The 24,885-nt window shown below is 71.5% G+C and carries 24 protein-coding genes; 13 read left to right on the top strand and 11 right to left on the bottom strand.

Features of this window, described 5'->3' with window-relative positions; all coding sequences use genetic code 11:
* Positions 1 to 135: 135 nt before the first annotated feature.
* From CEK65_RS10255 to CEK65_RS10220, 8 genes are all read right to left on the bottom strand, one after another.
* Positions 136 to 1,110 (bottom strand): phosphatidate cytidylyltransferase, encoded by a 975-nt coding sequence (locus CEK65_RS10255; protein WP_017916454.1) that lies wholly within the window; start codon positions 1,108 to 1,110, stop codon positions 136 to 138.
* Positions 1,107 to 1,739: a lysophospholipid acyltransferase family protein gene (locus CEK65_RS10250; protein WP_017909397.1), complete on the bottom strand. Its 633-nt coding sequence runs from the start codon at positions 1,737 to 1,739 to the stop codon at positions 1,107 to 1,109. Before CEK65_RS10250 ends, CEK65_RS10255 begins: the two co-directional genes overlap by 4 nt.
* Positions 1,736 to 2,389 (bottom strand): CDP-alcohol phosphatidyltransferase family protein, encoded by a 654-nt coding sequence (locus CEK65_RS10245; RefSeq protein ID WP_152181641.1) that lies wholly within the window; start codon positions 2,387 to 2,389, stop codon positions 1,736 to 1,738. Before CEK65_RS10245 ends, CEK65_RS10250 begins: the two co-directional genes overlap by 4 nt.
* Positions 2,389 to 3,858, bottom strand: coding sequence for a TIGR04222 domain-containing membrane protein (locus CEK65_RS10240; RefSeq protein WP_152181640.1), 1,470 nt, complete (start codon positions 3,856 to 3,858; stop codon positions 2,389 to 2,391). Before CEK65_RS10240 ends, CEK65_RS10245 begins: the two co-directional genes overlap by 1 nt.
* Positions 3,855 to 4,304, bottom strand: a complete 450-nt coding sequence (locus tag CEK65_RS10235; protein WP_152181639.1) for a hypothetical protein — start codon at positions 4,302 to 4,304, stop codon at positions 3,855 to 3,857. Before CEK65_RS10235 ends, CEK65_RS10240 begins: the two co-directional genes overlap by 4 nt.
* Positions 4,301 to 5,638 (bottom strand): phosphatase PAP2/dual specificity phosphatase family protein, encoded by a 1,338-nt coding sequence (locus CEK65_RS10230; RefSeq protein WP_152181638.1) that lies wholly within the window; start codon positions 5,636 to 5,638, stop codon positions 4,301 to 4,303. The genes CEK65_RS10235 and CEK65_RS10230 overlap by 4 nt, the downstream gene beginning before the upstream one ends.
* Positions 5,635 to 7,389 (bottom strand): bifunctional alpha/beta hydrolase/class I SAM-dependent methyltransferase, encoded by a 1,755-nt coding sequence (locus CEK65_RS10225; protein WP_152181637.1) that lies wholly within the window; start codon positions 7,387 to 7,389, stop codon positions 5,635 to 5,637. Before CEK65_RS10225 ends, CEK65_RS10230 begins: the two co-directional genes overlap by 4 nt.
* A 62-nt stretch (positions 7,390 to 7,451) precedes the next feature.
* On the bottom strand, positions 7,452 to 8,066 hold the full coding sequence (locus CEK65_RS10220; protein WP_017911013.1) for a CDP-alcohol phosphatidyltransferase family protein: 615 nt from the start codon (positions 8,064 to 8,066) through the stop codon (positions 7,452 to 7,454).
* 256 nt (positions 8,067 to 8,322) lie between these two features.
* On the opposite strand from CEK65_RS10220, the gene purH reads away from it, so the two are divergent.
* The 5 genes from purH (at position 8,323) to yccS (ending at position 15,590) form a co-directional block, all read left to right on the top strand.
* Positions 8,323 to 9,906, top strand: coding sequence for a bifunctional phosphoribosylaminoimidazolecarboxamide formyltransferase/IMP cyclohydrolase (gene purH, locus CEK65_RS10215; RefSeq protein WP_152181636.1), 1,584 nt, complete (start codon positions 8,323 to 8,325; stop codon positions 9,904 to 9,906).
* 11 nt (positions 9,907 to 9,917) lie between these two features.
* On the top strand, positions 9,918 to 10,781 hold the full coding sequence (locus CEK65_RS10210; protein ID WP_193312707.1) for a hypothetical protein: 864 nt from the start codon (positions 9,918 to 9,920) through the stop codon (positions 10,779 to 10,781).
* 55 nt (positions 10,782 to 10,836) lie between these two features.
* Positions 10,837 to 12,126: a phosphoribosylamine--glycine ligase gene (gene purD, locus CEK65_RS10205; protein ID WP_152181635.1), complete on the top strand. Its 1,290-nt coding sequence runs from the start codon at positions 10,837 to 10,839 to the stop codon at positions 12,124 to 12,126.
* A gap of 492 nt (positions 12,127 to 12,618) precedes the next feature.
* Positions 12,619 to 13,296: a uracil-DNA glycosylase family protein gene (locus tag CEK65_RS10200; protein ID WP_152181634.1), complete on the top strand. Its 678-nt coding sequence runs from the start codon at positions 12,619 to 12,621 to the stop codon at positions 13,294 to 13,296.
* Positions 13,297 to 13,361: 65 nt separating this feature from the next.
* A complete protein-coding gene (yccS, locus tag CEK65_RS10195; protein WP_152181633.1) occupies positions 13,362 to 15,590 on the top strand; it encodes a YccS family putative transporter in 2,229 nt (742 codons plus the stop codon).
* Here the strand turns inward: yccS and CEK65_RS10190 are convergent.
* Positions 15,529 to 16,746 (bottom strand): MFS transporter, encoded by a 1,218-nt coding sequence (locus CEK65_RS10190; protein WP_152181632.1) that lies wholly within the window; start codon positions 16,744 to 16,746, stop codon positions 15,529 to 15,531. The two genes, yccS and CEK65_RS10190, sit on opposite strands and share 62 nt — an antisense overlap.
* Before the next feature lie 214 nt (positions 16,747 to 16,960).
* Between CEK65_RS10190 and CEK65_RS10185 the strand changes: the two genes are divergently transcribed.
* The 8 genes from CEK65_RS10185 to CEK65_RS10150 all read left to right on the top strand — a co-directional run bounded on the left by CEK65_RS10185 (position 16,961) and on the right by CEK65_RS10150 (position 22,886).
* On the top strand, positions 16,961 to 17,887 hold the full coding sequence (locus tag CEK65_RS10185) for a hypothetical protein (protein ID WP_152181631.1): 927 nt from the start codon (positions 16,961 to 16,963) through the stop codon (positions 17,885 to 17,887).
* Between the two features lie 88 nt (positions 17,888 to 17,975).
* Positions 17,976 to 18,920 carry a LysR family transcriptional regulator gene (locus tag CEK65_RS10180; RefSeq protein WP_043093558.1) on the top strand — a complete coding sequence of 315 codons (945 nt, stop codon included), beginning with the start codon at positions 17,976 to 17,978 and terminating at the stop codon, positions 18,918 to 18,920.
* Positions 18,921 to 18,947: 27 nt separating this feature from the next.
* Complete coding sequence (locus tag CEK65_RS10175; RefSeq protein ID WP_152181630.1) at positions 18,948 to 20,870, top strand: MFS transporter; 1,923 nt, start codon at positions 18,948 to 18,950, stop codon at positions 20,868 to 20,870.
* A gap of 153 nt (positions 20,871 to 21,023) precedes the next feature.
* A complete protein-coding gene (locus tag CEK65_RS10170) occupies positions 21,024 to 21,251 on the top strand; it encodes a CD225/dispanin family protein (protein ID WP_017915514.1) in 228 nt (75 codons plus the stop codon).
* A gap of 46 nt (positions 21,252 to 21,297) precedes the next feature.
* Complete coding sequence (locus tag CEK65_RS10165; RefSeq protein ID WP_148829499.1) at positions 21,298 to 21,579, top strand: CD225/dispanin family protein; 282 nt, start codon at positions 21,298 to 21,300, stop codon at positions 21,577 to 21,579.
* Between the two features lie 56 nt (positions 21,580 to 21,635).
* Positions 21,636 to 22,058, top strand: a complete 423-nt coding sequence (locus CEK65_RS10160) for a DUF2752 domain-containing protein (RefSeq protein ID WP_043093564.1) — start codon at positions 21,636 to 21,638, stop codon at positions 22,056 to 22,058.
* 76 nt (positions 22,059 to 22,134) lie between these two features.
* Positions 22,135 to 22,473 carry a CD225/dispanin family protein gene (locus CEK65_RS10155; RefSeq protein WP_026144348.1) on the top strand — a complete coding sequence of 113 codons (339 nt, stop codon included), beginning with the start codon at positions 22,135 to 22,137 and terminating at the stop codon, positions 22,471 to 22,473.
* Between the two features lie 5 nt (positions 22,474 to 22,478).
* The gene (locus CEK65_RS10150; RefSeq protein WP_152181629.1) at positions 22,479 to 22,886 is read left to right on the top strand and encodes a DUF2752 domain-containing protein; all 408 of its coding nucleotides are present in this window, start codon (positions 22,479 to 22,481) and stop codon (positions 22,884 to 22,886) included.
* 73 nt (positions 22,887 to 22,959) lie between these two features.
* On the opposite strand, the gene CEK65_RS10145 is transcribed toward CEK65_RS10150, so the two are convergent.
* Both CEK65_RS10145 and nudC read right to left on the bottom strand, forming a co-directional pair.
* Positions 22,960 to 23,856, bottom strand: coding sequence for a hypothetical protein (locus CEK65_RS10145; protein ID WP_152181628.1), 897 nt, complete (start codon positions 23,854 to 23,856; stop codon positions 22,960 to 22,962).
* 52 nt (positions 23,857 to 23,908) lie between these two features.
* Positions 23,909 to 24,838 carry an NAD(+) diphosphatase gene (gene nudC / locus CEK65_RS10140; protein WP_152181627.1) on the bottom strand — a complete coding sequence of 310 codons (930 nt, stop codon included), beginning with the start codon at positions 24,836 to 24,838 and terminating at the stop codon, positions 23,909 to 23,911.
* Between the last annotated feature and the right edge of the window lie 47 nt (positions 24,839 to 24,885).

Genomic DNA, 24,885 nt, shown 5'->3' with positions numbered 1-24,885 from the left:
TTGTTAATAAGGAACAGGCCGTACCCCGCCCCCGGTAAAGCATCGCGGCTGAAGCCGCTCCCACGCAGGCGCAACACTCGCACCGCGCGACGCTCCAACCAATCCCCAATTCCCACATCCCCCACTCCCCGCCCCTCACACCCACCCATAGCGGATCAGGTGGAAGAACACCGGCGCCGCGAAGCACACCGAGTCCAGTCGATCGAGCACGCCGCCGTGGCCTTCGATCATGTGGCCCCAGTCCTTGATGCCGCGGTCGCGCTTGATCGCCGACATCACCAGACCGCCGAAGAAGCCCATCAGGTTGGCGACCAGCGCCAGCGCGAACGCCTGCAGCGGCGAGAACGGGGTGATCCACCACAGCGCCGCGCCGAGCAGGCTGGCCGAGAGGATGCCGCCGACGAAACCTTCCACGGTCTTGGACGGCGACAGCCTGGGCGCGATCAGGTGCCGGCCCAGCAGCTTGCCCCACACGTACTGCAGCACGTCGGAGGACTGCACCACGATCACCAGGAACGCGAACAGCAGCAGGTTGCGGTCCTCGTAGCCGGGAATGCGCAAGTTGAGCAGCGCCGGCACGTGCGAGATGCAGAACACGCTGATCATCAGCCCCCACTGCACCTTGGCCGTGCGCTCCAGATAGCGCGTGGTGTCGCCGCCGATGGTGGACAGGATCGGCAGCACCAGGAACGCGTAGACCGGGATCAGCAGCGTGTACAGGCCGTACCAGTCGCTCCACACCAGCCAGTACTGCCATGGCAGCACCACGTAGAACGCGGCCAGCAGCGCGTAGTAGTCGCCGCGCCGGGTGGGAGTGAGGGTGATGAACTCGCGCAGCGCGAACAGCGACACCAGCGCGAACAGCACGATCACGCCGAGCCGCCCGAAGGCGAACGCCAGCGCCACCACCGTCGCCATCACCCACCAGGCGCGGATCCGCGCCACCAGGTTGTCCAGCACCGCACTGGGCCGTTCGCGCGCCCGCCAGCGCAGGGTCTCGGCGATCAGCGTGGCCACCACCAGCACCGTGGCGATGCCCAGGAACAGCCATACCGTCTGTTGCCGCAGCGAGGATTGCTGCAGGTGTTCGCTCAGCGCGATCGGATTCATCGGGCGGCCTCCGCCTGCTCCGGCGCCAGCGCCAACAAGGCCGCGCGCGCGCGATCGAGGAACGCCTGCTTGTCCTCGCCGGCGCCCAGCCGCAGCGGTTCGCCGAAGGTGGTGGTGCACAGCAACGGCAACGGCAGCCACTTGCCCTTGGGCATCACACGCTTGAGGTTGTCGATCCACACCGGCACGAACTCCAGTTCCGGACGCTGCCGCGCCAGGTGATAGAGACCGCTCTTGAACGGCAGCAGCCCCTCCTCGGTATTGCGCGTGCCTTCCGGAAACAGGATCAGCGAGCCGCCGCCGTCGACCGCCTCGCACAGGCAGGCGATCGGATCGCGCTGGCGCTGCTGCGGATCGCGCTCGATCAACACGCCGTTGAACACCGCGTGGATCAGGTAGCGGCGCAACGCGTCGCGCTGCCAGTAGTCGGCCGCCGCCACCGGCCGCACCTCGCGTCGCAGCGCTGCCGGCAACGACGACCAGATCAGCACGAAATCGCCGTGGCTGGCGTGGTTGCCGTAGTACACGCGGCGCTCGCTGGACGGCATGCAGCCGCGCCACAGTGCACGTGCGCCGGTGAGCAGACGGATCGCGGCACTGCAGCCGCGGGCGATCAGACGGGCGATCATTTCCACTCCAGTTCGCGCACGATGGCGCGCACGCGAATCACGATGGTCAGGGTGGCGGCGGCGATCAGCAGCGCCAGCGCCACGGCAAGAAGCATGTAGGCCAGTGTGGCGTGTTGCAGCAGCAATGCAGCGGCCGCCGCCAACGCGGCCAGCGACAGCCAATGCATGCGCTGCACGCGCGCCATCGGCCCCTGCAACGGTTCGCGCACCGCGCAGGCCAGGCCGAGCATGCGCACGTAGGCGGTGCCCACGCACACCAGCGCAGCGGCCCAACCCAGTTCCGCGCCGACGCCCCGCACCGGCTGCAGGCCATAGCCCACGCCCAGGCACACCGCCACGTCCGACAACCGGTCCGGCGCCTCGTTGTACACCGCCCCGGCACGGCCGATCATCTGCGCCTGCTGCGCCAGCAACCCGTCCAGGCGGTTGCACAGCAGCCGCGCCTGCAGCGCCAGCGCCGCCAGCACCAGCAGCGCGGCGGCATTGGCCGGCGGCTCGCGCCAGGCCAGGGCGAACATCAGCGCCGCCAGCACCGCGCACGCCAGTCCGGTCCAGGACACGCCGTTGGGCGTGGCTCCGCGCGCGCTTAGCGCCAGCGCCAGCCGCGCACGCCACTGCGCGCGCCGCGCCTGCCAGGTCGAAGCGGCCATCAGTCGCCGCCTCCACAGCCGCCGCAGCCACCACCGCCGCAACTGCTGCCGCCGTCGCTGTTGCCACCTCCCCCACCGCAACTGCTGGTCGAAGCGCTACAGCCAGCACCGTTGGGCAGCGGCGAACGCAAGGCGTGGTAATCGGTCCAGGGCGTGGTCATCAGCACACTGGTGCCGGCCAGGGCCAGCGGCAGCGCCAGATGCGAACCCGGCTCCGGCGACGGAGCGGCGACGCCATCGCGCCAGGCCGCATCGCGCTCGGCCAGCAGCGCGTCGCCGGCGACGCTGCGCCGCGGCGGCGTGAGCAGGAAGCCAAGCGCAACGACCGCGACCACCACCATCGCCGCCACCAGAAAGCCGATCGGGCGCTGCAACTGCAGGCCGATGCGCAGCTTCAGCAGGCCCACCATCCACAGCGCCAGCAACGGTGCGGCGCCGAACAGGCGTGCGCACAACGCCTGTCCATGGCCCAGCCACAGCCCCTTGGCGACCAGCGCCCGGCGCAGCGGCGCGGCGTCGCGCTGCAGCGCGGCCAGCGCCTGCTGCAGTTGGGGGTGCGCGCGCACGATCGCCAGCGCGCGCTGCAGCGTCGGCGGTACCGCGACCGTGTTGGACTGCAGCCGCGCCTGGCGGCGCACGTGCGGCTCCGCCTGCAGGCGCACCGCGCCGGCCGCCAGCAGCAGGGCCAGTTGCTGGTCGGCGACGCGCTCGCTGCCGCCGGCCAGATACGCCAGTTCGGTGGCGTCCAATGGCGTATCGAGCGTCGCGCGGCGCAGTCCGCGCACGGCCAGGCGCAGGCGCGCGCCCAGGCTCCAGGCCAGGCCGATGCCGGCCAGGAACAGCAGCAGGAACGGCGGTCCCGGCCAGTGCAGCGGCGACAGCGGGCCGTGGCGCTGCCAGAGCACCGCGAACAGCAGGGCAACGCCCAGCATCCAGCCCCACAGGGCGATGCCGCCGCGCGTGGGCGCGGTGCGGCGCGTGCGTGCCTGGCGCGGTGCCGGCGCGGGCGGCCGCGTGCCGGCCGGCGCCGGCCAGCACGCCGTTGGCGGTTCGCCGAAGTAGTGCCGGTACTGCGCCAGGGTGGCCGCGTACTGGGCCTGGAAGCGCGCGGCGTCGGCCGGGTCGCCGCGCCCGGGATGGTGGTGCAGGGTGCGGCGCAGGACCTGCGGACAGAACCGCTGCCAGTACTCGCGGGTGTCGGTGAGGTGCGCGTGCCAGGCCTGATCGACCAGCGGACTCGGCGTGATCTCCTCGCCGGCGACGCAGGCCAGGAAGCAGAAACGCCGGTATTCCTCGACCAGGTGCGCGGCCAGCGGCAGCGACACGCCGGCCTCCTCGGCGACGCGGCGCTCGAACGGCGGCAACGCCGCGTCGCCCTCGCCGAAGCCATCGGCCTGCAGGCGCTGCCACAGCGCCGCGTGATCGGGATCGACGCTGGCCGGCAGCAGTGGCGTCGGCGTTCGCGTCATCGCAGCGCTCCCCAGCCCGCGGGCGCCGAGCACAGTGCCAGCAGCAGTGACAGAACCTGAAGGGCGAAACACAGCAGCTGCCGCCGCAGCAGGCGGCGCATGCCCTGCCAGCGCGCCAGCCAATCGCGCGGCGGCGGCAGCGTGCGCAGCAGGCCCAACCGCTGCAGGACCGCGTCCAGGTCGGCACCGGCGCGCGGCAGGTCCGGTTCGGCCAGCACTGCCTCAAGCAACGCCACGTCCAGGCCAACCCGCGCCGCCCAATAGCGCTGCAACAGGCCCGCCAACGCGGCGACGCCGCAGCAGACCACCGCAAGCAGCGCGCCGCCGCCGGCGTACCACGCCGCCAGTGCCACCGTCAGCGCGAGCAACAGCAGCGACAGCCGATCCAGCGGCGCCCCCTGGCGCAGCACCGCCGCCATCGTGCGCAGTTCCAGCGGCGTGCTCATGCCGGCAGCTCCTGCGCCTGCAGCGACGCCGGCGGCGCGGTGCAGGCGGCGGCGATGGCGGCACGCTGCGCCGGTCCCAGCACGATGCGTGGCGCGCGCGCCCGCAACAGGGCCAGCGCGTCGTCCAGCGTGGCGGCACGGCCGCTGCGCAGCAGCCAGGTGGCGACCGCGGCCGCACTGCGCGAATAGCCCAGCGCGCAACAGGCCAGCACCGCGCCGTGCGTGCGCGCCGCCGCGATCGCGTCGGCGGCCGCGCGCAAGGCCGCCGCCGGCGGCGCCACCAGGTCAAGCATCGGCACCACGCGGTCGTGCGCCTGCGCCTCGCGCAACGACAGTTCCGCACTGACATCGACCACCGTGGCGAAGCGCGTGCGCTCGCCGCGGCCGGGTAGGCGCCCGAGCCAGACGCCGTCGGCGATCTCGCGCGGCGCCGGATCGCGCCAGGTCCAGGCACGCGAGTTGAGCCAGGCGGCGGCCAGGTACGGCGCGTGCAGCCAGCGCGCGGCCAGGCTCAGGCGGCCGTCGTCACGTTTCTGCAGGCCCGGTGGGCCGAGCAGCGCGTAACTGAGCGCCACCAGCAGCAGCGACAGCGCCGGCCACAGCAGCCACCAGCCGGCGCCGCCGAGCGCGCGTGCGGCGGCCACGCAGGCCGCGCTGCCGAGCAGGTACAGCGCGGCCAGGCGCCAACGCCGCGGATCGCGCGCCGGTGCCGCGGCGCGCCACGGCGCGGCGATGCGCTCCGGCCACAGCCACACGCACAGCCAGCCGGCGGCCAGGCCGGTGGGCACGTCGAGGAAGTGATGCTGGTAGGTGGTCAGCACCGACAGCCCGATCAGCGCGAACCAGCCGTGCAGGGCCAGTCGCGCCAGCCCGTGCAGGTGCTGCGCATAGCGCACCCACAGCACCACCAGCAGCACGATGTGCAGCGACGGCGCCTGGTTGAACGGCTTGTCGAAGCCGAGCAGCACCGCGAACAGCCAGCCGAACACGCCCTCGGTCGGCGGCCGCTCGAAACTGAAGCGCAACGGCCACAGCAGGAAGCAGCCCACCGCCAGCAGTTGCGCGGTGAGCAGACGCCGCGCATGCGTGTCCAGTTCGACATGCGTGCGGCAGACGAAGAACGAGATCACGTAGAACAGGTCGATCGACCAGTACGGGACGATGGTCCACGGCCAGAACGGGATCTGGGTTTCCCAGGCGAACGGCAGCGACGGCACGGCGGCGCGACGCGCGGCCAGCGTGTTGGCCAGGCCGTAGCTGAGGAAGAAGAACGGCCCCAGCAGCGCCAGCCAGGCCAGCGCCCGCCGCCACGGCCGCGCGGCCGCGGCGCTCATGGCGCGATCCGCTGCGCCAGCGACACGGTGAAGATGCCCCACTCGTCGATGCGCTGCTCCAGCTTGCGGAAGCCGGCCGTGCGCACCAGTTCGTCCATCTCCTGCTGGGTACGCCGGCGCATCACCCAGGCCGCGCCGCCGCGGTGGCTGGTCAGCGCGCGGGCGATGAACTCCAGCTGCGGATGCCAGGGCTGGCCGGTGTAGGCCAGGTAACCGCCCGGCTCTACCGCCGCGGCCACGCCCTGCAGCGAGCGCAGCACCTGGTCGTTGTCCGGGAACAGTTCGTACAGGCCCGACACCACCGCCAGCGTCGGCCGCGGCTGCAGCGCGGCCAGCGCATCGCGGTCGAAGGCATCGCCCTGCTCGAAGCGGGCGATGTCGGTGGCGCCGAGCGTGGCGATCAGCGTGCGACCCTGCGCCACGTTCAAGGGGCTGAAATCGCGCAACAGGATCGCGTCGGCGCGCTGGCTGCCGCCGGCCAGCGCTTCGAGCACGTAGCGGCCGTGGCCGGCGGCGATGTCCAGCGCGCGCACCGGCAGGCCGGCGGCGCGCAGCCGCTGCATCGCCAGGCCCAGCAGCTCATGCAGGTGCTGGCGGCGCACGCGGATGCCGCGCCAGCCGATCGCATCCAGGTAGTTGCGGTCGATCATCCGCCCCAGCGGGCCGTGCCCGGCCGCCTGGTCGCGGTAGATGTAGTCAAGCGTGCTGCCGGAATCGAAACCGGTCTGCAGGCCGAGGGCGATGCCTTCGGAGAGCCGCCCGCCCACGCGCAGGCCGGCGCGCACGCCGCGCCAGCGCAGGTCCTGCAGGCTGTAGCGCTGCGGCGGCCAGGCCAGGCGCTCGGCCTCCTCGAAGGTCGGCCCGCGGCGGTGCGCGTGGCGCAGACTGGGCAATGCCGGTTCCTCGGCGAAGCGCTCGCGCACGAAGCGACGGATCTGCGCCAGCGCCGGCGCGCGATCGCGCTCGCCCAGCGTGTCGTGGAAGAAACCGGGCAGCAGGTGGCGCTCCTTCACCGGCGAGGACAGGCGCTCGTAGAAACGGTCCTGCGGGCCGCGGTGCACCACGAAATCGCTGCCGGACACCAGCAGCTGCACCGGCACGGTGATCGCCTGCGCATCGCCGACCACGCGGTCGGCCGCCGCGTACAGCCCCAGCAACACCCGCACCGAGATCGGCCGGGTGATCAGCGGATCGTTGCGATAGCTCTCGACCCGCGCCGGATCGTGGGTCAGCCACTGCGGCTTGACGTAGCTGTTGACGAAGAAGTTGCCGCGCAGCGTCTGCATCAGGGCCAGCCCGGGCCGCGCGAATGGCACGTACAGCTTGACCTTGAACGCCGGCGAGGCCAGCACCAGCGCGCGCAGCGGCGGCGCGTAGTCGTGCACCCAGGTGCTGGCGACCACCGCGCCCACGCTCTGCGCCACCACCACGATGTCCTGCACGGCGATGCCGTGGACCTCGCCGATGTGCGCGACGAAGCGGTCCAGGTCGCGCACCAGCGCCGGGAAGCCGGGCGCGTCGCCGCGCGCGCCGGGCGAGCGGCCGTTGCCGCGCGCATCCCAGGCGAACAGCGCGCACTCGTCCAGGCCCAGTTCCTCGGCCAGGTGCATGACCCGCCCGGAATGCTCGTGGCCACGGTGCAGCAGCACCACCGCCCGCGGCGGCGCCGCCGGCGTCGTGGCCGGCCAATGCCGGTAGAACACTCGTGTGCCGTCGAAACTGGCGAATTCGCTTTCGTTGACCTGCCGCATCCGTTGCCGATTCCTTGTCTGTCTTGAATCCCTGTCCGTCGCGGCCACGCCGGCCGCCCGGCTCACGCGCGTGCCGCCGCCTCGCGCAATCCCGCCGCGACCCGGCGCAGCACGGTCGCCGCGCACAACAGCGCCACCGCCATGGCGACGGCCGTGACCGTCGCCGCGCCGATCCAGGCGCCGGCCAGCAGCAGCCCCAGCACGCCGATGACGAAGGCACGGTCGCTCTTGCCCATCGGCCCATCGTAGCGGCGGCTGGCGCCGACCATCAGCCCGAGCACGCCGGCATATTCGGTCAACGCCGCGGTCAGCGCCATCAGCCACAGCCAGCCGGCACCGACGCCGGGCACGCCGAGCAGGCTCAGGTACAGCGCCGCATCGGCGACCACGTCGCATAGTTCGTTGAGGTAGGCGCCCAGCCGCGACTGCTGGCCGAACTCGCGCGCCAGCATGCCGTCCACCGCGTTCAAGGCCATTCGCAGCAGCATCCACAGCGGCAGCAGCGCGTACCACAGCGGTTGCGCCGCGCCTTGCGTGTAGACCACCGCGGCGACCAGCAGCGACAGCAGCGCCGCGGCCGCCGTCACCTGGTTGGCGGTGACGCCGAGCCGGTACAGCACGCGCACGCCGGGCCGCAGCAGGTCCTGGAAACGTCCTTTGAGGGCATAGATCGACACGCGCGTGGTCCTGACGGCGAGGGCGGGGCGGCGACAGCCTAATGCATCGCAGCGGCTGCGCGCGCGGCCGAAGCCACGGCGCAGGTGTTCTGCACGGTCCGCACGCACCGCGCGCGCGGCTCCACGGCGAGGCGCGCACACCGTGTGCCAGCGCCGCCGCCCACGCGATCCGCAGGCCCGTAGGCCCGCCCGGCCGGGCGTCGGCGGGCCTCAGCGCCTACAATGGCGGCCCGTTCCGCTGCCCCCGCCCTGCCCCATGTCCTCCGATTTCCTGCCCGTGCGCCGGGCGCTGCTGTCCGTTTCCGACAAGACCGGCCTGATCGACCTGGCCCGCGCGCTGGCCGCGCGCAACGTCGAACTGCTGTCCACCGGCGGCACCGCCAAGGCGCTGCGCGAGGCCGGGCTGGCGGTGAAGGACGTGTCCGAACTGACCGGCTTCCCGGAAATGATGGACGGCCGGGTCAAGACCCTGCACCCGCTGGTGCACGGCGGCCTGCTCGGCCGCGCCGGCACCGACGATGCGGTGATGGCCGAGCACGGCATCGCCGCGATCGACCTGCTGGTGCTCAACCTGTATCCGTTCGAGGCGGTCACCGCCAAGGCCGACTGCACGCTCGCCGACGCGGTGGAGAACATCGACATCGGCGGCCCGGCGATGCTGCGCTCGGCGGCCAAGAACTTCGCCCGCGTGGCGGTGGCCACCGACCCGGCGCAGTACGCCGAACTGCTGGCCGAGCTGGAGGCCAACGACGGCCGGCTGTCGGCGGCCAAACGCTTCGCCCTGGCCGTGGCCGCGTTCAACCGCGTCGCCCAGTACGACGCGGCGATCAGCAACTACCTGTCCGCGGTCACCGCCAGCGACGCCGCCGTGCCCACGCGCAGCGCGTTCCCGGCGCAGATGAACTCCAGCTTCGTCAAGGTGATGGAACTGCGCTACGGCGAGAACCCGCACCAGCAGGCCGCGTTCTACCGCGACCTCTCCCCCACGCCCGGCACCCTGGCCACCTTCACCCAGCTGCAGGGCAAGGAGCTGTCCTACAACAACATCGCCGACAGCGATGCGGCCTGGGAGTGCGTGCGCCAGTTCGATGCGCCGGCCTGCGTCATCGTCAAGCACGCCAACCCGTGCGGCGTGGCGGTCGGCGCCGGCTGCGGCGATGCCTACGAACTGGCCTACGCCACCGACCCGACCAGCGCCTTCGGCGGCATCATCGCCTTCAACCGGCGCCTGGATGCGGCCACCGCGCAGGCGATCCTGGACCGCCAGTTCGTCGAAGTGCTGATCGCCCCCGACTACGACGACGCCGCGCTGGAGTACGCCAAGAAGAAGGCCAACGTGCGCGTGCTGCGCATCCCCGCCGGCGACGGCGCCTACGGCATCGACAGCAAGCGGGTCGGCTCCGGCATCCTGCTGCAGACCAGCGACGCGCACGTGGTGCCGCGCGATGCGCTGAAGGTGGTGACCCGGCTGGCGCCGACCGAGGCGCAGTTCGATGACCTGCTGTTCGCGTGGAAGGTGGCCAAGTACGTCAAGTCCAACGCCATCGTCTACGCCAAGGACCACCGCACCATCGGCGTCGGTGCCGGGCAGATGAGCCGGGTGTACTCGGCGCGTATCGCCGGGATCAAGGCCACCGACGCCGGCCTGGCCGTGGAGGGCTCGGTGATGGCCTCCGATGCGTTCTTCCCGTTCCGCGACGGCATCGACGCCGCCGCCGCGGCCGGCATCAAGGCGGTGATCCAGCCGGGCGGTTCGATGCGCGACGCCGAAGTGATCGCCGCGGCCGACGAGCACGGCATCGCCATGGTGTTCACCGGCGTGCGCCACTTCCGCCACTGAGGTCTGCAGCGATGCGCCTGTCCGCTGTCGTGCCCCGTCCGCTCGCCGTGCTGGCCGTGGCCGGTGCCCTCGTGCTGGGCGGTTGCACGCCGGCCGCGCCCCCCGCCCCCAGCGCCGCACCTGCGGCCGCGCCCGCCAGCGCCGCCGCGCCCGCGCACGTCAGCCGCACCGCGCGCCTGCAGACGTTCCTGCAGCAACGCTACGGTAGCGCCGCGACGCTCGCCGGGCATTGGCCGGGGCAATGGACCCAGGGGGGCGACAGCCATGCGGTGGACTGGCAGGTGTGCGCCGAACAGCCGGTGGTCACCGGCGACGGCTGGCAGCAGTTGCTGGCGGTGTGCGGCGCGCTGCGCGACGCCGGCCATCCCGAACCGGGCACCATCGACTTCTACGTGTTGCGCCCCGAGGGCCAGGGCTTCGCCGTCGCCGCCGAGCGCACCGGCGGCACCTACGGCAGCCAGGGCCAGCCCGGCGAGGTCGGCATCGTCCGCGCCGGCAGCGATTTCTACGGGTTCCGCGTCGAGGACGGCTGGTTCGGCCAGGGCTACGCGCTGCAATCGCAGACCCTGATCCTACCCGGCCCCAAGGGCCTGGTGGACGCCGGCAGCGTGCGCAGCCACATCGACAACAGCGCCGCCGCCGACTGCGATGCCGCCGATGCGGCCGCGGACTGCAAGGCTGGCCAGTTCGCCATCGACTTCGCCCTGCGCTTCGACGACCGCGACCACGCCGCCCGCGTCTGGCCGCTGCTGATCGAGGAAACCGGCACGGAGTGCGGCCAGCGCCCGGTGCAGCGCAGCCACCGCTTCGCCCTGGACGCGAAGACCTGGACCTACCATTTCCCCGAGGCGCTGCAGCGCGAAGGCTGCACGTGAGGCGCGCGCGCCCGGCGCAGCCGTTCCCCTTTCCCCTGCAATCTGGAATTCCGCGATGAAACTGCTCGTCATCGGCTCCGGCGGCCGCGAACACGCCCTGGCCTGGAAGCTGGCCCAGTCCCCCCGTGTCGACGAAGTGCTGGTGGCGCCCGGCAATGCCGGTACCGCCGGCGAGGCCAAGTGCCGCAACGTGCCGGTCAAGGTCAACGACCTCGACGGACTGCTCGCGCTGGCCCTGGACGAAGGCGTGGCACTGACCGTGGTCGGCCCGGAAGTGCCGCTGGTGCTGGGCGTGGTCGACCGCTTCCGCGCCGCCGGGCTGCGCATCTTCGGCCCCAGCGCTGCCGCCGCGCAGTTGGAAGGCAGCAAGGCCTACGCCAAGGATTTCCTGCAGCGCCACGGTATTCCCACCGCGTTCTACGCCGTGCACACCGAGGTCGAGGCCGCGCTGGCCTATGTCCGCGACAAGGGCGCGCCGATCGTGATCAAGGCCGACGGCCTGGCCGCCGGCAAGGGCGTGATCGTGGCGATGTCGCTGGACGAGGCCGAGGCCGCGGTGCGCGACATGCTCTCCGGCAACGCCTTCGGCGACGCCGGCGCGCGCGTGGTGATCGAGGAATTCCTCGACGGCGAGGAAGCCAGCTTCATCTCCATGGTCGACGGCCACACCGCGCTGCCGATGGCCACCAGCCAGGATCACAAGCGCGTCGGCGACGGCGACACCGGCCCCAACACCGGCGGCATGGGCGCGTACTCGCCGGCGCCGGTGGTGACGCCCGAGGTGCACGCGCGGGTGATGCGCGAGGTGGTCGAGCCGACCGTGCGCGGCATGCGCGACGACGGCGTGCCGTTCACCGGCTTCCTCTACGCCGGGCTGATGATCGACGCCAGCGGCGCGCCCAAGGTGATCGAATTCAACGTGCGCTTCGGCGACCCGGAAACGCAGCCGGTGATGCTGCGTCTGCAGTCGGACCTGCTCGACCTGCTCGAGGCCGCGCTCGACGAACGCCTGCACGCCACCGAGGCGCAATGGGATCCGCGCCCGTCGCTGGGCGTGGTGCTGGCGGCGGCGCCGTATCCGGAGACGCCTGTCACCGGCGAAGCGATCACCGGCCTGGACGCGGTGCCGGGCAACGCCAAGGTGTTCCATGCCGGCACCACGCTGGACGGGCAGGGCCGGGTGCTCAGCGCCGGCGGCCGCGTGCTGTGCGTGGCGGCGCTGGGCGACAGCGTGGCCGAGGCGCAGCGGCATGCCTACGCCGGCGTGACGCAGATTCACTGGGCCAGCGAGTTCCACCGCCACGACATCGGCTGGCGCGCGATCGCACGCGAGCAGGGGGCGTAGCACGTCGCCACGGGCAGGAGCAGCTTCAGCCGCGACGAGCAAAGCCCGATGCCGCCTGACACCAGCCGGCGTCGGGACTGAAGTCCCTCCCACAAGGACATCCGACCCACTCCCTGTGGAAGCGGCTTCGCCCGCAACGAGCAAAGCCCGATGCGGGCTGACACCATCCGGCGTCGGGACTGAAGTCCCTCCCACAAGGACACCCGATCCACTCCCTGTGGGAGCGGCTTCAGCCGCGACGAGCGAAGCCCGATGCCGGCTGACACCATCCGGCGTCGGGACTGAAGTCCCTCCCACAAGGACACCCGATCCACTCCCTGTGGGAGCGGCTTCAGCCGCGACGAATGAAGCTCAAAGCGCGGCTGACATCCTCGCTTGCCGGGACTGGTGTCCCTCCCACAAGGAGCGCACACCGCTCTCGCGTGGAAGCCCGCACGCAGCCACCATCGCCGCTGCGCTAGCCTGGATTCCCCACCGATTCGCACACGCTCCATGGCCCTCTCCCCCGCTCTCCGCACCCGCTTCCGCGCGCTCGCCGCGCAGACCGACGGCATCGATACCGCGGCCTATGCCGCCTGCGGCAAGGATCCGCTCGATCCCATCATCGGCCTCGGCCGCCGCGATGCGAAGGTGTGCATCCTCGGTCGCGACCCGGGCCGCAGCGAGGTGGAACACGGCGCGCCCTTCGTCGGCAGCGGCGGCCAACTGGTGCGCAAGGCGCTGTACCGGCACCTGCACCACGGCGCGGAGATGCCCGACTTCGCCGCCGGGCTCGAGGCCGGCCGCGTCGCCTTCTGGCTCAACACCGTGCCGTACAAGCCGGTGGGCAACAAGGCGTGGTCGATGCCGGTGAAGCGCCGCTTCCATCCGCTGATGCGGCGCCTGCTGCTCGAACAGTGGCGCGGCCACGCCATCCTTACCCTCGGCCGCGAAGCCTTCCTGTGGTTCGGCATCGACCAGCCGCGCGAGGTGAGCGCGGCGCTGGAGGCGTTCTGGGCGCGCGAGGACCGCTTCCAGGCGCAGACCGAGGTCGAGCTGCACAGCGAGGACGGCCGCCGCACCCGCCGCGTGGTGCTGCACCCGCTGCCGCACCCCTCGCCACTCAACCAGACCTGGTACAAGCGCTTCCCGGCACTGCTGGACGCCCGGCTGCGGCACCTGGAGGTCTGAGCGCCCGCGTGCATCCACCCTCCCGAGGGGGATCGCATACAGCGACGGTGCGCTATCGTGTCGCCGTGCCGACCCCCTCGATCGAAACCCGCCTCAGCCGCCTGTGGGCCCACGAAAAGGCCAGCTACGGGCTGCGCGTGTTCATCGCGCTGGCGGTGGCGATGGGCGTGTGCTGGCACCTGCAGCAATTGGAGGCGCTGCCGGCGATCTTCCTGGGCACCATCGCCAGCGCCATCGCCGAAACCGACGACAACTGGCTGGGCCGGATCAAGTCGGTGCTGCTGTCGCTGCTGTGCTTCGCCGCCGCCGCGGCCGCGGTGGTACTGCTGTTCCCGTATCCGTGGCCGTTCGCGGCCGGCCTGGCGCTGTCCACCTTCGCCCTGACCCTGCTCGGCGCGCTCGGCGAACGCTACGCCTCCATCGCCCAGGCCACGGTGGCGCTGGCGATCTACGCGATGATCGGCCTGGATCACGGCACCCAGAACGGCCACGTCGGCGGCAACGCCTGGCACGGCGTGGCCTTGCTGCTGCTCGGCGCCGGCTGGTACGCGGTGCTGTCGGTGCTGTGGACGGTGCTGTTCGCCAACCGGCCGGTGCGCGAGCGGTTGTCGCGGCTGTACCTGGAGTTGGGCCGCTACCTGCGGCTCAAGGCGGCCCTGTTCGAGCCGGTGCGGCAGAGCGACCTGCACGCGCGGCGGCTGGCGCTGGCCGAGCAGAACGCGCGGGTGGTGGCCGCACTCAACGCGGCCAAGACCGCGATCATCAGCCGCTTCGGCCGCTCCGGCCGGCCCGGCGTGCAGTCGGGCCTGTATTTCCGCCTGTACTACATGGCGCAGGACTTCCACGAGCGCGCCAGTTCCTCGCACTACCCGTACGAGGCGCTGACCGACGCGTTCTTCCACAGCGACGTGCTGTACCGCTGCCAGCGCCTGCTGGCCCTGCAGGGCAAGGCCTGCGCGGCGCTGGGCGAGGCGATCCGGTTGCGGCAGCCGTTCGACTACGGCGAGCAGACCCAGCAGGCCACCACCGACCTGCGCGAGTCGCTGGATTTCCTGCACGCCCGTGGCGACCCACGGCAGGCGCGGCTGCTCGGCTCGCTGGAATTGCTGGTGACCAACCTGCACAGCATCGAGCGGCGCCTGGCCGAGGCCGCGCAATCGGACACCACCAGCGACACCCTCGACACCCGCCTGCGCGACTCGTCGCCGCACACGCTGCGCGAGATGCTGCGGCGCCTGGGCCAGCAGCTCACGCCCGGCTCGGTGCTGTTCCGGCACGGCCTGCGCATGGCGATCGCGCTGGTGCTGGGCTACGCCATCATGCAGTCGATCCACGCCAGCAACGGCTACTGGATTCTGCTGACCACCGCCTTCGTGTGCCGGCCCAACTACGGCGCCACCCGCCTGCGCCTGGCCCAGCGCATCGCCGGCACCCTGATCGGCCTGGGCGCGGCGTGGGCGCTGATGCAGCTGTTCCCGGGCACCGAGCTGCAGTTGCTGTTCGCCCTGCTCGGCACGCTGGTGTTCTTCGTCACCCGCACCGACCGCTACATGCTCGCCACCGCGGCGATCACGGTGATGGCGCTGTTCTGCTTCAACCTGATCGGCGACGGCTTCATGCTGATCTGGCCGCGCCTGCTCGACACCCTGATCGGCTGCGCGATCGCCGCCGCCGCCTCGTTCCTGATCCTGCCGGACTGGCAGGGCCGGCGCCTCAACCAGGTGCTGGCGACGGTGCTGTCCAGCAGCGCGCGCTACCTGGCGCAGGTGCTGGAGCAGTACCGCAGCGGCATGCGCGACGACCTGCCCTACCGCATCGCCCGCCGCGACATGCACAACGCCGACGCCGCGCTGTCGGTGGCGCTGTCGAACATGCTGCGCGAGCCCGGCCGCTACCGCCGCAACCTGGATGCCGGCTTCCGCTTCCTGGCTTTGTCCAACACCCTGCTCGGCTATCTGTCGGCGCTGGGCGCGCATCGGGCGGCGCTGGCCGGCGAGACCGATCCAGACATCGCCCGCGCCGGCGACTACCTGCCGCAGGCGCTGGGCGCGCTGGCCGACGCGCTTGCGGAACGACGTGCGCTGCCGGCCGCCGACGAGCCGGCCGAGATCGCACTGGCCGAGGCGCTGGAGCGCGAGGACGGCATCGACGAGGCCAAGCGCCGGCTGGTGCGCAACCAGCTCGCGCTGACCCTGCGCCTGCTGCCCAAGCTGCGCGACGCCGCGCAGGCGGTCACTGCCGCGACGGTGCCGCCGGCGCCGGCGTCGGCGCTTGCCGCCCCGGCCGCACGCTGAGGCCCATCCACAGCAGCGCCACCACCGCCAGCGCCGCACCGCCGAGCGCCACCCCGCGCCAACCGGCGTAGGCATAGGCCGCGGTGCCGAGGCTGGATCCGATCGCACCGCCGATGAAATAGCAGGTGACGTAGGCCGAGGTGATGCGGTTGCGCGCGGCCGGATCCAGTTGATAGATCACGCTCTGGTTGCCGATGTGCACGCCCTGCACCGCCACGTCCAGCAGCACCACCCCGGCGATCAGCAGCCACAGCGAGTGCGGCGCACCGAGCAACAGCAACCACGACAGCAGCAGCATGACCAGGCCGCCCCAGCCGACCAGATGGCCGGCGCCGCGGTCGGACAGCTTGCCGGACAGGTTGGCGGCGAAGGCGCCGGCCGCGCCGATCAGCCCGAACAGGCCGATGGTCGCGGTGCCGTAGCGGTAATCCGGGCCGGACAGCAGGAACGCCAGGGTGGTCCAGAACATGCTGAAGCCGGCGAACAGCAGCCCGCCCAGCACCGAGCGCGCGCGCAGCACCGGCTCGTCGCGCAGCAGCGCCAGCACCGAACCGATCAGGTGCGGATAGGACAGGTGCGGGTTGCCCGGGTGCCGCGGCAGGCCGCGCCACAGCAGCCCCGAGGCCACCAGGATCAGCACCGCCGCGACCCAGTACACGGTGTGCCAGCCGCCGATCCCGGCCAGCAGGCCGGAGGCCGTGCGCGCCAGCAGGATGCCCAGCAGCAGCCCGCTCATCACCGTGCCGATGACCCGGCCGCGCTCGTGCGGCGCGGCCAAGGTCGCGGCGAACGGCACCAGGATCTGCGCCGCCACCGAACTCAGGCCGGTGATCAAGGTGCCGAGCAGCAGCAACGCGAAGCTGTGCGCCATCGCGCTGACCAGCAGGCCGACCGCGCTGAGCGCGTACAGGCCGACGATCAGGCTGCGGCGCTCGAAACGATCGCCCAGCGGCACCAGGAACAGCAGGCCGGCGGCGTAGGCCAACTGCGCGGTGGTGACCACCGCACCGGCGCGGCGCACGTCGATGGCGAAGGTCTGCGCCAGCACCTCCAGCAGCGGCTGCGCGTAGTAGTTGCTGGCCACCGCCAGGCCGGTGGCGGTGGCCATCAGCAGCACCAGGCCGCGGCGCATCGGCGGATGCGAGGTCGTTTCCATGGACGGACACCGGATCGTGGGGAGGGGCGCAGTCTGTGGCGGTGGCAGCGATCTTTCAAACGCATTTTTTTCACCACTGCCATCTGTTTTCGAGATAGTGTGATTTCCGCGCCGACAGGCCGGCCGGTTCGCCGGGGCCGCCGCTTCGAACGCAGGCGGCGTCCGGACTGGAGCGCCGCCCCACCACCGCCCCCGCGCCGAAGGAACCCGCACCATGCCCAGCACCGACATCGCCGAGGCGCTGCAGCAGCACGGGTATGCGGTGGTCCGCGGCTTCCTGGGCGACGGCGACATTCCCGACAGCCTGCTGCGCTTCCTGGAAGGCGCCGAGAAGTTCCACGACGGCGTGATCGGCGACCTGCCGCCGGCGGACATGCAGCGCATCCAGGCCCGCATCGCCGCCACCGTGCCGGCGGTGGCCGCGGCCATGGGCCTGGCGATCGCCGTCGACCGCTTCGGCTACTGCGCCATCCGCATCCGCGAAAGCCATGCTGCGCCGAGCCTGCGTCTGCCGTTCGACCAGCACCGCGATCCGAAGACCGCGCCGGGCGGCGCGCTCAACTGGCACCTGGACCACTTCAGCTATTTCCTGCATGGCGACCACCGCAACTACCTGATCTGCTACATGCCGGTGCGCAAGCCCGATGCCGTCCTGGCCAACGTGGCCATCGTCGCCGACGACGTGGTCGCGCGCCTGGATCCGCAGCTGCACCAGCGCATCCAGGGCCGCGGCGCGCTGCGCTTCCGCTGCGTGGAGGCCGACACGCTGGACTGGTTCCGGCTGCGCTTTCCTGGCGAGGCCCTGGCCATCGGCGACTGGTACGCGATCGAGGATCTGTACGACGCCAGCCCCGGCTGGAAGATCGGCTTCGACCTGGAAGCGCACAAGGTGGTGCCGCACCTCGCGGTCGGCGACCTGCTGATCATGCGTGCCGACGTCATCCACCGCACCCACGACGCCGGCTGCGACCGCATCTCGGTGCGCTGCGACGCCCTGCCCGCGCAGGCGCCGCGGCTGGACACGCTGCGCGGCCTGCTCGGCATCACCCTGCGCTACCCGTTCATGAGCCGCAAGCGCCGCTACAACATCCGCCTGTGGCTGCGTCAGCAATGGCGCAAGCGGCTCGGGCGCACAGCATGAGGCGGGCACTGCGACAGACGGCGCGTGGCGCATGCAGCCCCGGCGCGGATCGGCTGCGGCATAGCCACCGTGCGCGCCAGGCAGCGCCATGCTGACCCTGCGCCAGCTCGAATTCGCCGTCGCCGTCGCCGAGGAAGGCAGCTTCACCGCGGCCGCGCGCCGTTGCCACACCGTGCAGTCGGCGCTGAGCCACCAGATCGCCAAGATCGAGCAGGCGCTGGGCGCGCGCCTGTTCGAGCGCGGGGCGCGCCACGTGCGGGCCACCGCCGCCGGCGAGGTGTTCCTGCACAACGCGCGCGCCACCCTGCGCGCCGCCGAACGCCTGCACGAGGAAATGGCCCAGACCCTGGGCACGGTGCGCGGCCGCCTGCAGATCGGGCAGATCTCCTCGTTGAACGCGGTGCAGGTGCCGGCGGTGCTGCGCCGCTTCCGCGAGGCGCACAGCGCGGTGGACGTGCACCTGCGCACCGGCATGAGCGATGCGCTGCTGCTGGAACTGGGCGAAGGCCGGCTCGACGTGGCACTGGTCGGGGTCGGCCCGCACGTGGCGCTGCCGCCGCAACACCTGCTGCTGCACGAGGAACCGCTGGCGCTGATCGCCGCACCTGGCAACCGCTTCGCCGCGCGCCGCCAGGTCTCCCTGCGCGACCTGGAAGACGCGCCGATGGCCGGGCTGATCCCCGGCGCCGGCGTGCGCGGCATCATCGACCGCGCCTTCGCCGCCGCCGGCCTGCGCCAGCGCCTGCAGTACGAGGTCACCCACGCCGACCTGCAGCGGCAACTGGTGGCCGAGGACCTGGGCCTGGCGGTGGTGCCGCAGACCATGGCCACCGGCATGCACGGTGTGGCGACGGTGGCATTGCGCGAGCGCTTCCGCTTCCTCACTTATGCCGTGTGGCGGCCGGATCCGACCCCGGCCGCACGCGCCTTCATCGCCCTGCTGCGCGCCCAGCGCGACGCCCTGCAGGCCGCAACCGACAGCGCCAGCACCGGCCGCCGCGCGCCGCGCCTGCGCGCGCGGCGAACCTGCTAGGCTGCGCGCGTTCGCAAAGGAGCCTGCATGTCCGCCCACAGCCAGTTCGCCCTGTTGCGGCAACGCCGCTTTCTGCCGTTCTTCGTGGTCCAGTCGCTGGGCGCGTTCAACGACAACGTGTACCGGCAGGCGATCATCGGCCTGCTGTTCTATCTGGGCGTGACCCCGGAGCAGCGCACGCTGTACACCAACCTGGCGCCGGCACTGTTCATCCTGCCGTACTTCCTGTTCTCCTCGCTGGCCGGGCAGATCGCCGAGAAGCTGGAGAAGTCGCGGCTGGTGGTCATCACCACCACGATGGAGATCGGCATCATGTCGCTGGCCGCGGTCGGCTTCCTGACCGAGAACATGGCGGTGCTGCTGGTGGCGCTGTTCTGCACCGGCCTGCAGTCGACCCTGTTCGGGCCGGTGAAGTATTCGATCCTGCCGTCGGTGCTCAAGCCGGAGGAACTGACCGGCGGCAACGGCCTGGTCGAGATGGGCACCTCGATCTCGATCCTGTGCGGCATGATCCTGGGTGGGCTGATCTTCCAGATCGCCGGCAGCCACGGGCCGGTGGCCGCGGCCACCGCGGTGGTCGCGCTGGCGGTCACCGGCAACCTGATGGCGCGCTGCATCCCCAAGGTCGACGCCAGCGCCCCCGAGCTGAAGATCAACTGGAACCCGCTGCCGGAATCGCTGGCGATCATGCGCCTGACCCGGCGCCAGCTGGCGGTGCGCAACGCCGTGCTCGGCGTGTCCTGGTTCTGGTTCGTCGGCACCGTGCTCACCGCGCAATTGCCGACCTACGCCGAACTCAACCTGGGCGGCGCGCAGGACCTGTACATCTTCGCCCTGGCGCTGTTCTCGATCGGCACCGGCACCGGCTCGCTGCTGTGCGAGAAGCTGTCCGGGCGCACCGTGGAAATCGGCCTGGTGCCGCTGGGCGCGTTCGGCATCAGCGCCTTCATGCTCGACCTGTACTTCGCCCGGCCCGGCGCCGCGCTGCAGACCGGCCTGGGCATCGGCCAGTTCGTCCACCAGGCCGGCAGCTGGCGGATCATGCTCGACCTGGTCGGCATCGGCCTGTGCACCGGCCTGTTCGTGGTGCCGCTGTTCGCGCTGATCCAGAGCCGTACGCCGAAGGCGGAACTGTCGCGCGTCATCGCCGGGCTCAACATCCAGAACTCGCTGTTCATCGTGCTGGCCGCGATGATCGGCATCGCCCTGCAGATGCAGCAGTTGCACCTGTTCGGCGTGCGCATCCCGATGCCCGGGCTGAGCATCCCGCAGGTGTTCCTGGCGCTGGCCATCGCCAACGCGGTGGTGGCGATCTGGATCTTCAGCATCGTGCCCGAGTTCCTGATGCGCTTCCTCAGCTGGCTGATGGTGCGCACCCTGTACCGGCTGCGCCTGCACGGCGTCGAACGCCACGTGCCGGAGGAGGGCGCGGCGCTGATCGTGTGCAACCACGTCAGCTACATGGACGCGCTGGTGCTGGCCGCGGCGATCCCGCGACCGGTGCGTTTCGTCATGTACTACCGCATCTTCAACATTCCGGTGATGCGCTGGATCTTCCGCACCGCCAAGGCGATTCCGATCGCCGGGGCGCGCGAGGATCCCGAGCTGATGCAGCGCGCGTTCGACGCCATCGACGCCGCGCTGGCCGAGGGCGAGCTGGTGTGCATCTTCCCCGAAGGCGCGCTGACCAAGGACGGCGAGATCGCCGCGTTCAAGTCCGGCGTGGAGAAGATCCTGGCCCGGCGCGCGGTGCCGGTGGTGCCGATGGCGCTGCGCAACATGTGGACCAGCATGTGGAGCAAGCGCGATTCGCGACTGCGGCGCATGCGCGTGCCGCGGCGTTTCCGCGCCCACATCGAGGTGATCGCCGATGCGCCGGTGGCCGGGGCCCAGGCCACCGCCGAGACGCTGGAGGCGCAGGTGAGGAGGCTGCGTGGCGATGCCGCCTGAGTGCGGCGCAGGTGCCCTGGGCACGCGCTTCGGGTAAATTAACCGCAGGGGAGACGCCACAGGCCGTGGCGTCCAATGCGAAGGACCGAGCGGACAGTGAACCAGCCCGAACCACCAGCAGCGCCCAACGCGGGCGTCTATGTGCCCAACAACATGGTCTGGGCGATCCTGTCCACGCTGTTCTGCTGCCTGCCGCTGGGCATCGTGTCCATCGTCTACGCCGCGCAGGTGGATGGCCGCCGCGCTGCCGGCGACATCGAGGGCGCGCGCGCCGCCGCACGCAAGGCCGGCTGGTGGGCGCTCGCGTCGCCGATCCTGGTCGTCGTGTGGATCTTCGTGGCCATCCTGCTGGAGGCGATCGGCAGCCTGGCTGGCAACTGACCCCCACCGTTTCCCGTTCCACCACCCAACCACCGGAGTAACACGGATGAATACCACCGCACCGCAAGTGTCCAACAACCTCGTCTGGGCGATCCTGACCACGCTGTTCTGCTGTCTGCCGCTGGGCATCGTGTCCATCGTCTACGCCTCGCAGGTCAACACCAAGCTCGCCGCGGGCGATGTGGCCGGTGCGCGCGATTCGTCGGACAAGGCCAAGAAGTGGGCGATCTACTCGGCGATCACCTCGGTGGTGCTGATCGTGCTGTACATGATCTTCCTCTTCGCCCTGGGCGGCCTGGGCATGATGCAGCAGTCGTCCATGTCCTGAGCGCCGCGGCCGCCGTCGCCTGCGACGGCGGCCGGCCACGCGATCGTCCGCCTGCCATGTCCCTTCAGCGCCTGCAGTCCCTGCCCCGCTGGCTGCCGCTGGTCGCACTGAGCGGCGCCGCGGTGGTGGCCACCGTGGTGCTGCGTCGGATCGATCCGAATGTCCCCGGCAATCCACTACCGGGCTGCCCGTTTCGCGCCCTCACCGGCCTGTATTGCCCCGGCTGCGGCAGTACCCGCTGCCTGCACGCGCTGGTGCACCTGGACCTGGCCCATGCCTGGACCAGCAATCCCCTGCTGGTGGTGGCACTGCCGCTGCTGGCGATCATGGCGCTCAACGCCGCCGGCCTACGCCTGCGCCCGCTCGCGCCGCTGCTGAAGATCCTCGCCGACCCGCGATTATGGCTATGGGTGCTGCTCGGCTATGCGCTGCTGCGCAATCTGCCCTGGTATCCCTTCACGCTGCTCGCGCCGCACTGACGGCCCGCCACCTCCGCACCGCAGCGACTCGTCTAGACTCACCGACTGCCGTGCGCCACCCCTCAAGGAGATCCACATGAGCACCGTCAGCCCTGTCACGCCGCCGCCGCCCGCTCCCGGCCCGGTCCCCAACCATCTGGCCTGGGCGATCATCTCGACGGTGCTTGGCTTCTGCTTTTGCTGCCCGTCGTTGATCACCGGCATCGTCGCCATCGTGTTCTCCAGCAAGGTCAACGGCCTGCTCAACCAGGGCGACCTGGAGGGTGCGCGTCGCGCCTCCAACACCGCCAAGACCTGGTGCTGGGTGACCACCGCGCTGGCCATCATCGGCATACTCTTCACCACCTACAAACTCTCTACCGGCGGCATGCAGGGCTACATGGAGTTCATGCAGCAGATGCAGCACGCGAGCTGATCGGCATGCGCGCCTGGCAACAACGGGCGTGCCTGGGCGCCGCCGCCGCGTTCGCGGCCGGCGGCGCCACGCTGCTGTACCGCTTCGATCCCAATGCCGCGAACAACCCGTTCGCGCCGTGCATGTTCCATGCGCTCACCGGCTATTACTGCCCGGGCTGCGGCATGACCCGCGCCCTGCATGCGCTGGTGCACCTGGACCCGGTCGGCGCGTTCGCGATGAATCCCGGCGCGATGCTGGGCCTGGCCCTGTTGCCGGGCCTGATCGCCTGGAAGGCCGGCTGGCGCGCGGCCTGGTTTGCGCCAATCGTGAGCGTGGTCTCGCGGCCGAATTTCTGGCTGGTCGCCCTGCCGGGCTACTGGATCGCGCGCAACCTGCCGTGGTTCCCGTTCACCCTGCTGGCGCCGCACTAGCCGGACGCAACACCTTGCGATTCGCACCGGGCGCGAGCAAGCGCCTGCGCGTAGGCGATTCTCGGCGCCTGGCTCAGCTGACCCAACCGGCGATCACCAGCAGCGCCAGCAGCACCAGCCACAGCAGCAGCACCCGCCATACCTGGCTCATCGCATCGCGCAGTTCGGGCAGGCGCCGCAGCGCCGGCACCACCATGCCCGCGTCGCTGTAGTCGTGCGCCTCGGCATCGAGTTCGCCGCGCACGCTGGCGCAGGCCACCGGCCCGAGGAAGCCGGTGTCCAGTTGCCACCGCTTGCCGCCGGCGGCGCGCCAGGCGCCGAACACCGCTTCGAAATTGCCGACCAGGGCCAGCGAGAAGGTCATCAGGTGCGCCACCGGCCATTCCAGCGCCGCCAGCAATGCGCGCGCGCCGGCGGCGGTCGCCGGCGGCAGCCGCGCGGCATAGGGGCCGACCGCGGCCAGCGCCAGCAGCCGATAACCCAGCGCACCGAACGGCCCCAGCAACAGGAACCAGAACAGCACCGCGAACCAGCGGCGCAGCGCGCTGACCGCCACCGCCTCGACCAGCCCGGCCGGATCCTCACGCAGCGGCCCGCCATCGGCCTGCAGTTGCGCCACCGCCAGGCGCCGCGCGCTGGCGTCATCGGCGTCGATGATCGCCTCGACGTCGGTGTCCAGGTCGCGCGGGCCCCAGCTGAAGGCCAGCACCACGATCCCGAACAGCAGGATCAGCAGGCCCAGGTGCGGCGCGGCCAGCAGCCACTGCAGCAGGCCGACCAGCAGCAGCGGCGGCAGCAGCGCCAGCGCGATGCCGTAGCGGCCGCGCCAGGCGCCGCCCTCGCCGGCATGCGTGTCCAGCCAGCTCAGCCAGTCGCCGAAGGCGTCGAAGCGGCGCAACGAGGCCACCATGCCGGGCGCGACATGGCCCAGCACCAGGGCGACGATCACAGCGACGAGGGTCGTGAACATGCAGGTCCTCCGGGACCGTTCTGAAGCGGGTGCGCGGAACGTGCCGGCGCGGTCAGGCCGGCGCGCCGTGCCGGTACCAATCCTCGATCAGCGCGCGGGCGATGGAGATGTGTGGCGGCAGACGCAGGCCGTGCCCATCGTCGGCACTGTCGCCCTGCGCCGCCAGGCGCGCCAGCGCGGCGCCGACCTCCTCGCGCTCGAACCAGCGCGCGTCTTCCAGTTCGCCGTCGACCTGCGGCGTGTCCGCCTCCGCCTGCGCACTGAAGCCCAGCATCAGCGCGCCAGGAAACGGCCACGGCTGCGCGCCGTAGTAACGGCAGCTGCCCGGCCGCACCCGCACCTGGGTCTCTTCGGCCACCTCGCGCGCCACCGTCTGTTCCAGCGATTCGCCGGGCTCGACGAAGCCGGCGATCACCGAGTAGCGCCGCGCCGGCCAGCTCGCCTGGCGCCCCAGCAGCAGACGCCGGCCATCGCTGACCGCGACGATCACCGCCGGATCCACCCGCGGATAGTGTTCGCTGGCGCACTGCGTGCAGACGCCGAGGAAGCCGCCGCGCTGCAACGCGATGGTGCCGCCGCACACGCCGCAGAAGCGGGTGCGCGATTGCCAGTGCAGCATCGCGCGGGCGTAGGCGAACAGGCCCGCCTCCGGCGCCGGCCACTCGGCCGCGGCGCGGCGCAGGTCGATGCGCTGCGGCGGCGCCAGCGCCTGCGGCAGCGCGTCGGCGGCCAGCGCGAACCAGGCCTGATCCTGGTCCAGGCCAAGGAAGATGGCCTGCTCTGCCAGCGCGCCCAGGGCGGCGGCGCTGGCGATCAGCGGGCGTCCGTCGGCATCGGCATGCGCCTGGCCATCGGCTTCCAGCACCAGCACCCTGGCCTGTTCCCAGGCATGGCGCAGCGCGGCCGGGTCGTTGCGTACGGCATCGGCACGGTCGATCGCAGGACCGGCGAAGGCGAAAGAGGCAGGCGTCGGATCGGACATGCGCCGCAGGGTGCAGGCAAACCGTGCGTCCCGCAAGCCGCAGCGTG

Source organism: Xanthomonas sp. LMG 12459, from assembly GCF_009192905.1.
Lineage (GTDB): Bacteria > Pseudomonadota > Gammaproteobacteria > Xanthomonadales > Xanthomonadaceae > Xanthomonas_A > Xanthomonas_A sontii.
The sequence above is the reverse complement of the archived record's forward strand: the minus strand, read 5'-3'. Positions and strand labels throughout refer to the sequence as shown.

What these genes read in the sequence shown, in the direction of transcription:
- CEK65_RS10200 (WP_152181634.1), top strand. Translation starts at nt 12,619, where the DNA reads ATGGCCCTCTCCCCCGCTCTCCGCACCCGCTTCCGCGCGCTCGCCGCG.
- CEK65_RS10225 (WP_152181637.1), bottom strand. Translation starts at nt 7,389, where the DNA reads ATGCGGCAGGTCAACGAAAGCGAATTCGCCAGTTTCGACGGCACACGA.
- CEK65_RS10145 (WP_152181628.1), bottom strand. Translation starts at nt 23,856, where the DNA reads ATGTTCACGACCCTCGTCGCTGTGATCGTCGCCCTGGTGCTGGGCCAT.
- CEK65_RS10245 (WP_152181641.1), bottom strand. Translation starts at nt 2,389, where the DNA reads ATGGCCGCTTCGACCTGGCAGGCGCGGCGCGCGCAGTGGCGTGCGCGG.
- CEK65_RS10230 (WP_152181638.1), bottom strand. Translation starts at nt 5,638, where the DNA reads ATGAGCGCCGCGGCCGCGCGGCCGTGGCGGCGGGCGCTGGCCTGGCTG.
- purD (WP_152181635.1), top strand. Translation starts at nt 10,837, where the DNA reads ATGAAACTGCTCGTCATCGGCTCCGGCGGCCGCGAACACGCCCTGGCC.
- CEK65_RS10235 (WP_152181639.1), bottom strand. Translation starts at nt 4,304, where the DNA reads ATGAGCACGCCGCTGGAACTGCGCACGATGGCGGCGGTGCTGCGCCAG.
- CEK65_RS10190 (WP_152181632.1), bottom strand. Translation starts at nt 16,746, where the DNA reads ATGGAAACGACCTCGCATCCGCCGATGCGCCGCGGCCTGGTGCTGCTG.
- purH (WP_152181636.1), top strand. Translation starts at nt 8,323, where the DNA reads ATGTCCTCCGATTTCCTGCCCGTGCGCCGGGCGCTGCTGTCCGTTTCC.
- CEK65_RS10170 (WP_017915514.1), top strand. Translation starts at nt 21,024, where the DNA reads ATGGTCTGGGCGATCCTGTCCACGCTGTTCTGCTGCCTGCCGCTGGGC.
- CEK65_RS10155 (WP_026144348.1), top strand. Translation starts at nt 22,135, where the DNA reads ATGAGCACCGTCAGCCCTGTCACGCCGCCGCCGCCCGCTCCCGGCCCG.
- CEK65_RS10210 (WP_193312707.1), top strand. Translation starts at nt 9,918, where the DNA reads ATGCGCCTGTCCGCTGTCGTGCCCCGTCCGCTCGCCGTGCTGGCCGTG.
- CEK65_RS10175 (WP_152181630.1), top strand. Translation starts at nt 18,948, where the DNA reads ATGTCCGCCCACAGCCAGTTCGCCCTGTTGCGGCAACGCCGCTTTCTG.
- CEK65_RS10250 (WP_017909397.1), bottom strand. Translation starts at nt 1,739, where the DNA reads ATGATCGCCCGTCTGATCGCCCGCGGCTGCAGTGCCGCGATCCGTCTG.
- nudC (WP_152181627.1), bottom strand. Translation starts at nt 24,838, where the DNA reads ATGTCCGATCCGACGCCTGCCTCTTTCGCCTTCGCCGGTCCTGCGATC.
- CEK65_RS10240 (WP_152181640.1), bottom strand. Translation starts at nt 3,858, where the DNA reads ATGACGCGAACGCCGACGCCACTGCTGCCGGCCAGCGTCGATCCCGAT.
- CEK65_RS10180 (WP_043093558.1), top strand. Translation starts at nt 17,976, where the DNA reads ATGCTGACCCTGCGCCAGCTCGAATTCGCCGTCGCCGTCGCCGAGGAA.
- CEK65_RS10150 (WP_152181629.1), top strand. Translation starts at nt 22,479, where the DNA reads ATGCGCGCCTGGCAACAACGGGCGTGCCTGGGCGCCGCCGCCGCGTTC.
- CEK65_RS10185 (WP_152181631.1), top strand. Translation starts at nt 16,961, where the DNA reads ATGCCCAGCACCGACATCGCCGAGGCGCTGCAGCAGCACGGGTATGCG.
- CEK65_RS10255 (WP_017916454.1), bottom strand. Translation starts at nt 1,110, where the DNA reads ATGAATCCGATCGCGCTGAGCGAACACCTGCAGCAATCCTCGCTGCGG.
- CEK65_RS10160 (WP_043093564.1), top strand. Translation starts at nt 21,636, where the DNA reads ATGTCCCTTCAGCGCCTGCAGTCCCTGCCCCGCTGGCTGCCGCTGGTC.
- CEK65_RS10165 (WP_148829499.1), top strand. Translation starts at nt 21,298, where the DNA reads ATGAATACCACCGCACCGCAAGTGTCCAACAACCTCGTCTGGGCGATC.